This is a genomic window from Chryseobacterium sp. VD8 (assembly GCF_037149975.1).
Classification (GTDB): domain Bacteria; phylum Bacteroidota; class Bacteroidia; order Flavobacteriales; family Weeksellaceae; genus Chryseobacterium; species Chryseobacterium indicum.
The window spans coordinates 1-12,086 of record NZ_JBBCQL010000137.1; the positions used below are offsets into that span (position 1 = coordinate 1).

At 37.1% G+C, this 12,086-nt stretch carries 11 protein-coding genes; 5 read left to right on the plus strand and 6 right to left on the minus strand.

Translation table 11 applies throughout. The annotated features are described in order from the left end of the window. Both WFK35_RS14590 and WFK35_RS14595 read right to left on the minus strand, forming a co-directional pair. Positions 1-608, minus strand: a 608-nt coding sequence (locus WFK35_RS14590) for a HAMP domain-containing sensor histidine kinase (protein WP_336733171.1), incomplete at its 3' end; no start/stop codon positions are given. Between the two features lie 51 nt (positions 609-659). Continuing rightward, positions 660-1,337, minus strand: a complete 678-nt coding sequence (locus WFK35_RS14595; RefSeq protein WP_076396546.1) for a response regulator transcription factor — start codon at positions 1,335-1,337, stop codon at positions 660-662. 192 nt (positions 1,338-1,529) lie between these two features. On the opposite strand from WFK35_RS14595, the gene WFK35_RS14600 reads away from it, so the two are divergent. The 3 genes from WFK35_RS14600 to WFK35_RS14610 all read left to right on the plus strand — a co-directional run bounded on the left by WFK35_RS14600 (position 1,530) and on the right by WFK35_RS14610 (position 7,155). Continuing rightward, the gene (locus WFK35_RS14600) at positions 1,530-4,331 is read left to right on the plus strand and encodes a TonB-dependent receptor (protein ID WP_336690492.1); all 2,802 of its coding nucleotides are present in this window, start codon (positions 1,530-1,532) and stop codon (positions 4,329-4,331) included. 46 nt (positions 4,332-4,377) lie between these two features. After that, positions 4,378-5,796, plus strand: coding sequence for a hypothetical protein (locus WFK35_RS14605; protein ID WP_214590503.1), 1,419 nt, complete (start codon positions 4,378-4,380; stop codon positions 5,794-5,796). Between the two features lie 195 nt (positions 5,797-5,991). Further along, a complete protein-coding gene (locus WFK35_RS14610) occupies positions 5,992-7,155 on the plus strand; it encodes a hypothetical protein (protein ID WP_336733172.1) in 1,164 nt (387 codons plus the stop codon). A gap of 102 nt (positions 7,156-7,257) precedes the next feature. On the opposite strand, the gene hemL is transcribed toward WFK35_RS14610, so the two are convergent. From hemL to WFK35_RS14630, 4 genes are all read right to left on the minus strand, one after another. After that, positions 7,258-8,541 (minus strand): glutamate-1-semialdehyde 2,1-aminomutase, encoded by a 1,284-nt coding sequence (gene hemL, locus WFK35_RS14615; RefSeq protein WP_336733173.1) that lies wholly within the window; start codon positions 8,539-8,541, stop codon positions 7,258-7,260. Between the two features lie 74 nt (positions 8,542-8,615). Further along, a complete protein-coding gene (locus WFK35_RS14620; RefSeq protein ID WP_336733174.1) occupies positions 8,616-9,674 on the minus strand; it encodes a glucosaminidase domain-containing protein in 1,059 nt (352 codons plus the stop codon). 15 nt (positions 9,675-9,689) lie between these two features. Further along, entirely contained in the window at positions 9,690-10,598 is a 909-nt protein-coding gene (locus WFK35_RS14625; protein ID WP_336733176.1) for a 1-aminocyclopropane-1-carboxylate deaminase/D-cysteine desulfhydrase, read from the minus strand. A gap of 230 nt (positions 10,599-10,828) precedes the next feature. After that, positions 10,829-11,155 (minus strand): hypothetical protein, encoded by a 327-nt coding sequence (locus WFK35_RS14630; RefSeq protein ID WP_214590507.1) that lies wholly within the window; start codon positions 11,153-11,155, stop codon positions 10,829-10,831. A gap of 40 nt (positions 11,156-11,195) precedes the next feature. Between WFK35_RS14630 and WFK35_RS14635 the strand changes: the two genes are divergently transcribed. Beyond that, the gene (locus WFK35_RS14635) at positions 11,196-11,378 is read left to right on the plus strand and encodes a DUF5522 domain-containing protein (RefSeq protein ID WP_336733177.1); all 183 of its coding nucleotides are present in this window, start codon (positions 11,196-11,198) and stop codon (positions 11,376-11,378) included. A gap of 1 nt (position 11,379) precedes the next feature. Further along, complete coding sequence (locus WFK35_RS14640) at positions 11,380-11,904, plus strand: DUF4136 domain-containing protein (RefSeq protein ID WP_336733178.1); 525 nt, start codon at positions 11,380-11,382, stop codon at positions 11,902-11,904. Positions 11,905-12,086 lie beyond the last annotated feature (182 nt).

Consider the following 12,086-nt stretch of genomic DNA (forward strand, 5'->3'; position numbering starts at 1 on the left):
AAAATTTCTTTAATTAGTAAATTTACGTCAAATTTAGAAACGGTAAGATTAATTTCTCCTGCTTCCAGCCTGTTAATCATATCGAGGTCCGTTACAATCGCAATTAAACGTTCTACAGATTTATCGATTCTTTCCAGATATTTATCCCGGATCGTAAGGTTATCTACTCCGCCATCGCGCAGCGTTTCCACATATCCCTGAATGGAAAAAAGGGGTGTCTTCAGCTCGTGAGAAACGTTTCCGATGTATTCTTTTCTGTAACTTTCCATTTCTTTCATCATATCCAGTTCGGTCACTTTTCTTTGATTGAGGTCTGAAAATCTTTCACCCAGTTCTTTAATGGTGATATTTTCATCATCATCATGCACAATTTCCTGTGGCAAAAGCTGTGAAAGACCACGAACCTGCTTTTTACCGTAATAATTGAACAACAGTTCTAAAACGATATAATTGATGATAAAAATCAGGACAAGACAAATGATCAGTCCGATTTTAAAGAATGGTGTACTGTAATAGATGTCTTTTAGTGAATCGAAAATGATTACTAAAAGAAACATCACCAATGTCAGAAGACAAGAGGCGACGAGGGTAAGTCTGTAAAATTTCAATTTTACAAAGTTTTATTGGTTGATGTAAAGGTAAGAAATTGAAATTGAGTATTAAACAATAAGTTTATACCCAATTCCTTTTAATGTCTGAATCGTATTGATTCCCAGTTTTTCTCTCAGTCTTCTGATGTGAACGTCGATGGTTCTTTCTCCCACGATAACGTCATTTCCCCAGACTTTTTCCAGAATTTCTTCTCTTTTGAAAACTTTTTCTGTGTTGGAAGCCAGCAAATACAGGAGATCGAATTCTTTTTTAGGAAGCAGAAACTGCTGTCCGTTTTTAGAAACCCTGAAATTATCTTTATCAATAATTAAATCTCCGATTTCAATTAATTTAGAGTTGTCTGACACCTGAGAAGTTAACTGCAATAAAGCATTTACTTTAGAAATCAGGATTTTCGGTTTGATTAATTTAACAATGTAGTCGTTTGCACCTGCCTGAAAACCGGCTAATTGTGAAAACTCTTCGCTTCTTGCAGAAAGAAAAACTATTAAAGTTTTTTGAAGTTCTTTAATTTTTCTAAGTTCCTGGCAGGTTTCGATACCGTCTTTTTCGGGCATCATGACATCCAATAAAATCAGATCCGGAACAATTTCCTTCGCTTTGTCGATACCTTCATTTCCATTAGTGGCTGTATAAATGTCGTAGCCTTCCTTTTCCAAGTTGTAAGACAGAATCTCTAAAATATCCAGTTCGTCGTCGATTAAGAGGATTTTCTTTTGGTTCATTTTTAATTTTTACGAGTCAAAGTTAATAATATTTTAATCACTGTTTAACAAAACGGGTATCGTTCACATAAAGTTAACAATTATATTCTTTTCTTAATGTTTAGTTAAGAAAAAATTAAATTTTACTAAACTACCTAACCCATAAATTCTTTATTCCTTTGCACCGAAAGAATCGAGTAAGATATAGTAAAAATGAAAAAACAAATCCACAAGAGCATTATGCTGCTTGCCTTGTTTTCCGCCGGCTATGCATTTGCACAAAGCCAGGTTCTAGAAGGCAGGGTACTGGACGAGAAAGATAACACGCCTATTGAAGGGGTAAAAATAAAGGTAAATGATCAGGAAGTAACAACTGACATTTCCGGAAACTACTCTCTGAGCCTTCCCCCTGGAACCAATTACGTCATCACGGTAACTTCTAACGGATACAACCGAAAAGAAATAAGTGAAGTTGTTGTAAAAAGTGATGCCAATACTCACCTTGATATAGTCTTAGATAAGCCTAATACGTCTGCAAAAGAAAAACAGATTGAAGGGGTTGTTATTAAATCCAACGCACGAAAAGAAACGATTGCTTCTACCATCGGTCTGCAAAGAAATGCAGGTGTTGTTTCTCAGGTGATTGGTGTGGAAGCTATTAAAAGAAGTCCGGACAGAAACACGGGTGAAGTTCTGAAAAGAGTTTCCGGAGTGAGTTTATTTGACGGAAAATATATTGTTGTAAGAGGTTTATCTGACCGTTACAATCAGGCAATGCTGAACGGCATTCAGTTATCCAGTACTGAGCCGGACAGAAAAACGTTCTCTTTCGACCTTTTTCCTGCTAACGTTATTGAAACACTGGTAATCAACAAAACATTTATTCCGGAATATACCGGAGAATGGGGAGGCGGATTAATTCAGGTAAATACTAAGGATATTCCCAATAAAAATTTCTTCAACGCGCAAGTGGGTGTAGGAGGAAATTCCATTACAATGGGGCAGGAATTTAAAATGCAGAAAGGAGGAAAGTGGGATTTCTTAGGAATTGATGACGGAACAAGAAAACTTCCTGCGGGAATGCCTGCCAAGAATTCTTTCACGCTTCTTAGTGATGCAGATAAAACGGATTATGGAAGAAAATATGTGAAAAATCTGGGGTATGATACGAATGGTTTTCCACAGAATATAAGCTTACAGCTTGATGGTGGTTTCAATACTAAAGTTTTTGGGAAAGATCTGGGAGTAATTGCAGTTTTAAACTACAGCAACAATAAAAGAAGAATTGAAACGCAAAACAGCTTCTTCACGATCAACGGAACGAAAGCAGATACCAACTTCGATTACTATACAGAAAAATATCAGAATGATGTTATTTTAGGAGGTCTCTTAAATTTAACATTGAAGCTGAATAATAATAACAAAATCTCCCTGAAAAACATTATTACCAACAATACGGTAAACCATATGTCTTTCAGAACAGGAAAAGATTTTGAATTTGATCCGGTAAACGGAACAAATATCATGGCAAGAGAGATTGGATTTAAAGAAACTACTTTCTATAACTCTACTCTTAACGGAACTCATAAGATTGATGCTCTAGGCGGTTTTACGGTTAACTGGTACGGCAGTTTCGGAATCCTGGATCAGTACATTCCGTTGTTACAGCGTTTACAGTACAATCAATATCCGGATATCAGCGGAAGCCCTTATCTGGCTTTGATCTCTAACGGTCTTTCTCAAAAATCAGGAAGTGTATTCTACTCTACACTTAGCGATTATTTATACAATGCAGGAGGTGATGTTTCCAAAACTTTCGAAATGTTCGGAGGCCAGAAACAAACCATTAAGGGAGGATATTTATTTCAGGTGAAAGACAGGGTTTACAACTCAAGACCTTTCTCTGTAAGACTTGCAGGATACAATCAGTCATTGCTTTCACAACCTTTCGAAACTATTTTCAATTCTGAAAATTTCGGTACCACAGGAAACAAGTTTACTTTCGACGAAATTGCAGGAAACCAGTACAGATATATCGCAAATACGATTTTAAATGCAGGGTATCTGCAGATGGATAACAACTTTACTTCATGGTTCAGAGCAGTTTGGGGATTAAGAGTTGAAAACTTCGATCAGTTGGTAGGAAGCACGAAAAGAAGCGACGACCGTTTTGTAAATACCCGTGTTACAGACTTTTTACCTGCTTTGAATATGACATTCAAGCTTACCAATAACATGAATTTACGTGTTGCAGGTTCACAGACTGTAGTAAGACCTGAATTCAGAGAGGTTTCTCCATTAGCTTATTATGATTTTGATTTGGGAGCTACCGTAATCGGTAATAAATATATCCAGAGAACAAAAATTACCAATGCGGATGTTCGTTGGGAATGGTATCCTAGAAACGGGGAAATTCTTTCGGTTGCAGGATTCTATAAAAACTTTAAAAATCCTATCGAATTATATTTCAACCAATCCGGAGTGGGAACCAGTAATACATTCAATTACTTAAATGTAGACAAGGCAGATGCTTATGGAGCGGAATTAGAATTCAGAAAGAAACTGGACTTTGTAAGTGCATTTAAAAACTTTACACTGGGAGGTAACTTTGCTTTAATTAAAAACAGGGTAACAGATGCTGCAACCAATGTAGACAGACCAATGCAGGGACAGTCTCCTTACACCGTAAACTTAAGCATGCAGTATGATTCTGAAAAATCCGGATGGTCTTCAACAGTACTTTTTAATATGATTGGAAGAAGAATTCTTTATGTAGGAAATGATCAGGTTCCGCCAATCTGGGAAAATCCAAGACCGCTTCTTGATTTCCAGATCGCTAAAAAACTATGGCAGAACAAGGGAGAAATTAAGCTGAATGTTTCGGATATCCTGAACCGTCATGCGAAATTCTATCATGATCTGAACAACAATAAAAAATACGACAGTGCTGATGCACTGGCAATCGACAGAGTAACAGGAACAAACTTCAGTTTAACTCTCGGATACAACTTCTAATTACAATTAAATCAATTATCTAATAAAAATAATAAGTCTTTATAACATGAAAAAATTTGTTTTATACTCTTTAATGCTTGGTACTTTAGCAACTACTGTTACAGCATGTAGAAACATAGAAGAAGATGGACAAACTATAGTTCAGAACTCAGGCAGCGGAAGCACTGAAAATCTTATTCTTTCAGGAAAGATTACTTCAAATCTTACTCTTAAAGCTAACAATATCTATAAGTTGAGAGGATTGGTATATGTAACAAACGGTGCTACTTTAACCATCGAACCGGGAACTAAAATCGTAGGGGAAGCGGATAAAAACGGAGCATTGATTATTACAAGAGGAAGTAAGATCATGGCAGAAGGTACAGCTGCGAACCCGATTATTTTCACTTCTGAAAAACCAAGTCCGAAAAGAGGAGACTGGGCAGGTCTTGTAATCTTAGGAGCTGCTCCTACCAATTCTTCTTTCAATGGTCAGGCTGGTGTAGGTGAAATCGAAGGAGGAATCAACAACAGTGAAGGTTTAGGTCTTTACGGAGGAACGAATGCAGCAGACAACAGTGGTGTATTAAAATATGTAAGAGTAGAATATGCAGGGTATGCATTTTTACCGGATAAAGAGATCAACGGAATTACTTTCGGAGGTGTAGGTAACGGAACAACTGTGGATTATGTAGAAGTTGCTTATGCAAACGATGACAGTTTCGAATGGTTTGGAGGAACGGTAAACTGTTCTCACCTTATTGCCTATAAAGGTCTTGATGATGATTTTGATACAGATAACGGTTTCTCAGGAAAAATTCAGTTCGGTATCGGCGTAAGAGATTCTCAGGTAGCAGACGTTTCAGGATCTAACGCTTTTGAATCAGACAATGACGCTAACGGATCTTCTTTAACTCCTCAAACGGGTGCAACATTCTCAAACATGACGATTATAGGACCTGTAAACTCTAATTCTACAAGTACAAATGCAGGTACAATTAACGCATTGTTCCAGAATGCATTACAAATAAGAAGAAATTCTGCGATTTCTGTATTCAACTCTGTATTCACAGGATATCCGGTAGGTTTATTTATTGATGCTACAAAAGGTACTCCTACAGACAATAACATCGGAAATTCAAGCTTAGTATTCCAAAACAATATTTTAGCAGGAAATATTACACCGTTAAAATTCGCAGGATCTACTACAACGCCTACGACTTTCTCATTAACAGATCTTACGAACTGGTATAACTCAAACGGAAATTCTACGCTGACTTATTCTGCTGACGTTAAATTAACAGGAGCTTGGGCACCGGCAGGAACAACTCCGAACTTCTCTCCAGCTTCAGGATCTCCATTATTAACAGGAGGTGTATTTACTCATCCAAAGTTAAGCAGCTGGTTTACGGCAGTAACTTACAGAGGAGCTGTTAAAGATGCTACCGATACTTGGTACGCAGGCTGGACAAACTACAATTTGTAATAGTAATTAGTTTCTTCATATTAAATTCAAAAGCGGCATCGGAAAAAATTTTCCGATGCCGCTTTCATGAGTAAGTAAATTTAATTCAGCAAAAAATACCATTGGGAAAATAAGAAGAAAAATGGTAATTTGGTCTTTTCAAATAAAACACAGATCTTTAAAAATCTGTTTAAAGAAGTAAAATCTAAAAACATTATGAAAAACCGCTTTCAGCATATTTTAGCAGCCCTTATTATAAGTACCTCACTTGTTGTTCATTCCTGTAATAAAGAAGATGATGACGTTGCCACTATTCCGGTGGTAGGGATTGCAAAAGATCCAGGTAATTTCAAGGGGGAGGTTACCAGTGGACAGGTTGTAACACTGGATGCCACAAAAGTATACGTACTTAACGGTGCTGTTACTGTAAAAAACGGAGGAAAACTTGTTATTCCGGCGGGAACGCGAATTGTTGCCACAGCGGGTGCAGCATCTTATCTTCTGGTGCAGCAGGGAGGGCAGCTCTTTGCAAACGGAACCCTTAATTCACCCGTTTCTTTCCGTTCTTCTACAGAAACTTCCGGAAGCTGGGGCGGCGTTGTTATCTGCGGAAAAGCTCCTGTAAATACCGGTGCAGCCAATACTTCTGAAATTTTAAATTCTGCTTACGGAGGAACTTCGGCAACAGATAATTCCGGTTCTCTGACATATGTAAAAATCGAAAATGCAGGAATCACTTTTTCTACCAGTGTAAAATTCAACGGACTTTCTCTTTTTGGAGTTGGCAGCGATACAAAAGTTGAGAATGTTGCTTTGATTAATAGTGCTGAAGACGGAATCCAGATGTACGGAGGAACGGTAAATCTTTCCAATATCGTCTCCATCGGAAGCGAGGATGATGCTTTTGTATGGACAGACGGATGGATCGGAACCGCTACCAATATTTTCACTAAAAGAAAAACAAACGGTTCTGGAAATACTGCAATAAAAGGGCTTAACAATGCTTCGAATACTGCAGCAACTCCGGTCTCAAAACCTACTATTAAAAATGTAACGCTTTTGGGCGGAACCTCCGGAGAATCCAAAGCCATCAGATTATATTCCGGAACGTATGCTAGTTTTGAAAATGTAGTGGTTTCTAACTGGACGAACGGATTTTCTATTGAAAGTGATCCTACTGTAACTTATTTTAACGGACAAAGTAAAATTAAAGATGCCTTTTTTGATACGAACGTTACGAATAAAGTAACTGCCACTTCTACTTCCGGCTCTACAGTAACACTTTTAAGCAATACCTACAACGAGAAATCGGATGCTTTAGGTGCAGGAAACAAATTGGGAAATCCGGCTTGGGCAATCGGCTGGTCTACTTTACAGTAAAAAGTTTATGGTCTAAAATAAAAACATCGGCTTCAGATAAATCTGAAGCCGATGCTGTTTCAACAAAGGATTGAAATCATCGATCCTTTAATATTTTTTCAACTAAGAATATTCGAATTTTCTAACTGCTTCCAGCGTCATATCTATTTCTCTGTCTTTAATCGCATCACTGATGAAATAAGTCTCATAACCGCTCGGCGGAAGATAAACTCCGTTTTGCAGCATCTGATGGAAGAAATTATTAAACAATGCATGATTGGCTTCCTGTGCTTCATCAAAATTAGAAACACTGTTGATATGGAAGAAAACTGACATCATCGATCCTTTTCTGTTGATTTTGTGGGCAATTCCTTTTTCGTTTAAAATTTTGCCGATTTCAAAATCTAAGGTTTCTGTTGTTTTTGCCAGTCTGTTGAAAAATTCAGGATCATTTTTAATTAACTGTAAAGTTTTCAGTCCGGCTCTCATGGCTAACGGATTTCCGCTTAATGTTCCTGCCTGATAAACACCTCCTTTTGGAGCCAGATGATCCATAATTTCGTTTCTTCCTGCAAAAGCACCTACCGGAAGTCCGCCTCCGATTACTTTTCCGTACGTTACCAGATCTGCTTTTACATTGTACAATTCCTGAGCTCCCCCGAAAGCAAGTCTGAAACCCGTCATCACCTCATCAAAGATTAATAAAGCTCCGTTTTCATCACAGATTGTTCTTAACTTCTGAAGGAATTCATTTTCCGGCAGAACACAACCCATATTTCCGGCAACCGGCTCAATAATGACTGCTGCAATTTCACCCGGATTATGTCTGAAAAGATCTTCAACCTGTTCAAAATCATTATATCTTGCCAGTAAAGTATCTTTTGCTGTTCCAGCCGTTACACCCGGTGAATTCGGATTTCCGAAAGTTGCAGCACCGCTTCCCGCTTTTATCAGAAATGAATCTGAATGACCGTGATAACAGCCTTCAAATTTTATAAATTTATCTCTTCCTGTAAAGCCTCTTGCGAGTCGGATCGCGCTCATACAAGCTTCCGTACCGGAAGAAACCATTCTGATCTGATCTACATTCGGAACGTTTTCTGTAATGAATTTTGCGATTTCCGTTTCCAGTTCTGTCGGAGCTCCGAAAGAGAATCCTTTCTCAGCCTGAATTTTTAATTCCTCTAAAACTTCGGGATGTGTATGTCCTAAAATGGCAGGTCCCCACGAATTGATGTAATCGATGTACGTATTGTCATCCGCATCCGTAAGATAGGCTCCTTTTGCAGATTTCATAAAAACAGGCACTCCTCCTACAGATTTGAATGCTCTCACCGGAGAATTTACCCCTCCCGGAATGTATTTGTAAGCTTCTTCGAATAAAGCTGAACTTCTTTGGTATTTCATATGTAGTTGTTGGTTAACAGTTTATAGCTGTTAGTTTTAACCATCAACCAACAACTATAAACCATCAACGAAAATTAATTTCTGGGTTTTTTATCAATCAAATAAATTACTTGTCCGGCAGAAGGTTTCTGTCCTTCATCCATTCTGTTTTTAGCATATAATTTATTTAATTTAATTCCGAATTTCTGGGCGATATCATGCATATCTTCACCGGCTTCGGCTTTGTAGGTTGCAGTATTTCCGTCTGAGTTTTTAGATTCAAGGAAAATAATTTCATTTTTCTTCAGGACATCACTTTCCAGTTCATTCCATTTCATCAGTTTGCTTTCACTGATTTTGAATTTTTTGGCAATGAATTCTACGTTAGTATCTTCAGGAATGATGATGTATTTTAATCCGTCATTCGGATGACTTTTAATTAAAATGGTATTCAGAATTTCTGCTTTTGTTTTAATTCTTTCCACTCTTTTCTGTTGCTGAGCGTAAGAAGTCTGTTTGTAAGGAACTTCAACGGTTACAGGTTCTTTTACTTTTCTTGTATATTTTTCAGGTTCCAGCTGAGCCATGAAAGTTCTGTCGTCTTTCAGATCCGGATACAGTTTCAGAACGGCGTATAAAGCTTCTTTTGAATTGGTATTGTCGAATTCGTACAATTTATACCTTTCAATTTTTCCGATTAATATGGAAGCGTAGCGGGGATTTGTTGCATAACCTGCTTTTTTAAGACCTGTTGCCCACGCTTTGTAATCTTTCATATCTAAATTGAAAAGATTGGCGTAATACTTCCTTGTTGATAAAAAGATAGAATGATCTTCATACGACTGTCTCGGATCGTCATAAACCCGGAAACATTCGTTCGGAGCATCATCGGTATGCTTCATGGTTTTTCCGGTCCAGTCTTCCTTACATTTAATACCGAAATGGTTTTTGCCTTCCAGAGCCAATCGGCTTTGTCCGCCTCCTGTTTCCAAAAGTCCCTGTGCAAGCGTGATGGAAGCAGGAATTTTATATTTTTCCATTTCCTCCACTGCATATTTTGCAAACTTCTGGATGTACTGATCTTCGGTTGCCCAGGTTTGGGCTGAGAATTTTGATAAAACTAAAAGGCTTACGATGGTGAAAAGTCTTTTCATGTTTTTCAATTTAGATTATATAATTAAATTTCTGTTCTGTTTTTCTAAAAGCAAATTGGCTCCTTCAATCCCCTGCAAACCGCCGGTGTGGAAGCACAAAATTTTGCTGTTCTCAGGAAAATAATCTTCATCTATCAATTCGAAAATTTTCTGCATCATCTTTCCTGTATAGACCGGTTCCAGCGGAATTCCGTATTTCTCTCTAAAATCATTGATAAAACGGATATTTTCATCCTTTATTTTACCATAACCTCCAAAACTTGAATTTATTAGATCAAAATTTTTCTTAGAAGTTAGTTCTGAAATTTTATTTTCCAGCGAATCGTCATCAACCGCTTTAAATCCTATAACTTTCTGATTTTCTTCACTGAATTTTAAAATTCCTGCAACCGTTCCTCCTGTTCCGACTGCGGTGCAAAGATAATCAAAATCTTTTGTATCGTCATTCAGCATCATTTTTACACCTTGTACAGCGGCTTCATTGGTTCCTCCTTCCGGTACGATAAGCGCTTCAGGAAATTCTTTTTGTAAAAATTCAGTCAGTTTTTCTTTGTGGCGGTATTCTTCGCGGGTTACAAACTGCAGATTCATCCCGTTTCTTTTAGCAAAAAGTAAAGTCGGATTGTCGCGCCATTTATCTTTCAGCTCCTCTCCTCTTATAATTCCCAAAGTCGGAATTCCAGCTAAATTTCCGACTGCAGAAACCGCAGAAATATGATTTGAAAATGCACCACCAAAAGTAATGATGTAGGGTTTTTCAGGATTTCCTGAGAGATAATTATTAATATTGAAAAAAAGCTTCCAGTATTTATTTCCTGAAATCTGCGGATGGATTAGATCTTCCCTTTTCATAAAAAGTTTTACCTTTTTATCAATGGGAATTTCCTGAATCGGGATTTTTTCGGATGGAACATTTAATACCATTTAGGCTGAATCTTTTTTACAAAAATAGTGTTTTTTGGGTGTTTAGTCTTGCTTTGGACAGGTGAGGTTTATCATTGAAGATAAAAATGGGTAATTTTATTTTTACTTATTTAACCACCCCGTCAAAAATTCTTTCGAATTTTCGCCACCCCTCCAAAGGAGGGGAATTTTATCTCGAATTACCGGAAATCTAATCTCTCACAACCATTGTCCGTTAACCATTCCTGATTTTAAAGGTATTTTCGAAAACTCCAGAACTTTCTTTTCCTGAGATAATTCAGATTAAGTTCATTGGAATAGGCTTCTCTTTCAAAGGAGATTCTTTTGTACGCCTGATAACTGTCTTTCAGTTTAAAAAACCAGTAGTAATATTCGATTACATAAAAAATGTAGAAAAAAATGATGAGCATTTCCAACTGTTGCCTTAAATGTATTTTTTCATGATTAATCAATATTTTATTTTTCTTATCTTCGGGATTCCTAATGAAGATAAAAGGGAACAGAGCAATGCCGTTGATTTTTAATTTTTTTAAAGGCTTTTGGCATATAATTATCATACTAACAAATATAAAGTTTTTTGACTTAGAGATTTAACCTATGGCACTTTTTGACATCAAAGAAGGTGAAGACTTTTACTACAACGAGGAGGGTTATAAAGTTTTTACGGAAAAGTTTCATCTGAAGAGAGGACATTGCTGTAAAAGTGGCTGTAGACATTGTCCTTACGGATACGATAAAAAGACCGATACATTTATTAAAAACGATAAAAAAAATAAATAAAATGAAGCGATATATCTTCTTACTGTTGGCTTCGGCTACTTTGGGTTTAACGTCTTGCAGTCCTTTCAACGTACGTTCTGACTATGCGGACACGGCAAATTTTAATTCATACAAAACTTATAAATTAAGAATTGATGATTTAAAACTAAATGATATTGATAAAGACAGAGTTTTGAATGAGCTTTCGAGACAGCTTCAAAGCAAAGGTCTTCAATCCGGAGAAAATCCTGATCTGATTGTAAATGTAAAAGCCAACCATAAAAAAGTAACGGACGTTACCACCACTTCACCTTACGGAGCCTGGGGTTGGGGCGGACCTTTCGGATGGGGAATCGGCATTAACAGAACATGGACGAGCAATTATAATGAAGGGGCAATTATTGTGGATCTGGTAGATGCTAAAACCAATAAACTTGTTTGGCAGGGAATCGGAAGCGGAATTTCTGTTGACAGACCTAAAGCGAAACAAAAGCAAATTCCTGAGATCATGGCAGAGATCATGAAGAATTATCCTCCGATGAAATAAGATATAAATCAATCAAATATATAAGAAAGTCAATGCAATTACTGCATTGACTTTATTATTGAATTAATGATGTCTGGTTCCTTTATGATAATAGCCGACGTTTTGTGGATGGGCATCGTAATTTTTCTGAATCCTTTCATTCCGGAAATTTCGGTTTACAGATTTTTCTGAAATTTCAGCGG

What these genes read in the sequence shown, in the direction of transcription:
- WFK35_RS14595 (WP_076396546.1), bottom strand. Translation starts at nt 1,337, where the DNA reads ATGAACCAAAAGAAAATCCTCTTAATCGACGACGAACTGGATATTTTA.
- WFK35_RS14600 (WP_336690492.1), top strand. Translation starts at nt 1,530, where the DNA reads ATGAAAAAACAAATCCACAAGAGCATTATGCTGCTTGCCTTGTTTTCC.
- WFK35_RS14605 (WP_214590503.1), top strand. Translation starts at nt 4,378, where the DNA reads ATGAAAAAATTTGTTTTATACTCTTTAATGCTTGGTACTTTAGCAACT.
- WFK35_RS14610 (WP_336733172.1), top strand. Translation starts at nt 5,992, where the DNA reads ATGAAAAACCGCTTTCAGCATATTTTAGCAGCCCTTATTATAAGTACC.
- hemL (WP_336733173.1), bottom strand. Translation starts at nt 8,541, where the DNA reads ATGAAATACCAAAGAAGTTCAGCTTTATTCGAAGAAGCTTACAAATAC.
- WFK35_RS14620 (WP_336733174.1), bottom strand. Translation starts at nt 9,674, where the DNA reads ATGAAAAGACTTTTCACCATCGTAAGCCTTTTAGTTTTATCAAAATTC.
- WFK35_RS14625 (WP_336733176.1), bottom strand. Translation starts at nt 10,598, where the DNA reads ATGGTATTAAATGTTCCATCCGAAAAAATCCCGATTCAGGAAATTCCC.
- WFK35_RS14630 (WP_214590507.1), bottom strand. Translation starts at nt 11,155, where the DNA reads ATGATAATTATATGCCAAAAGCCTTTAAAAAAATTAAAAATCAACGGC.
- WFK35_RS14635 (WP_336733177.1), top strand. Translation starts at nt 11,196, where the DNA reads ATGGCACTTTTTGACATCAAAGAAGGTGAAGACTTTTACTACAACGAG.
- WFK35_RS14640 (WP_336733178.1), top strand. Translation starts at nt 11,380, where the DNA reads ATGAAGCGATATATCTTCTTACTGTTGGCTTCGGCTACTTTGGGTTTA.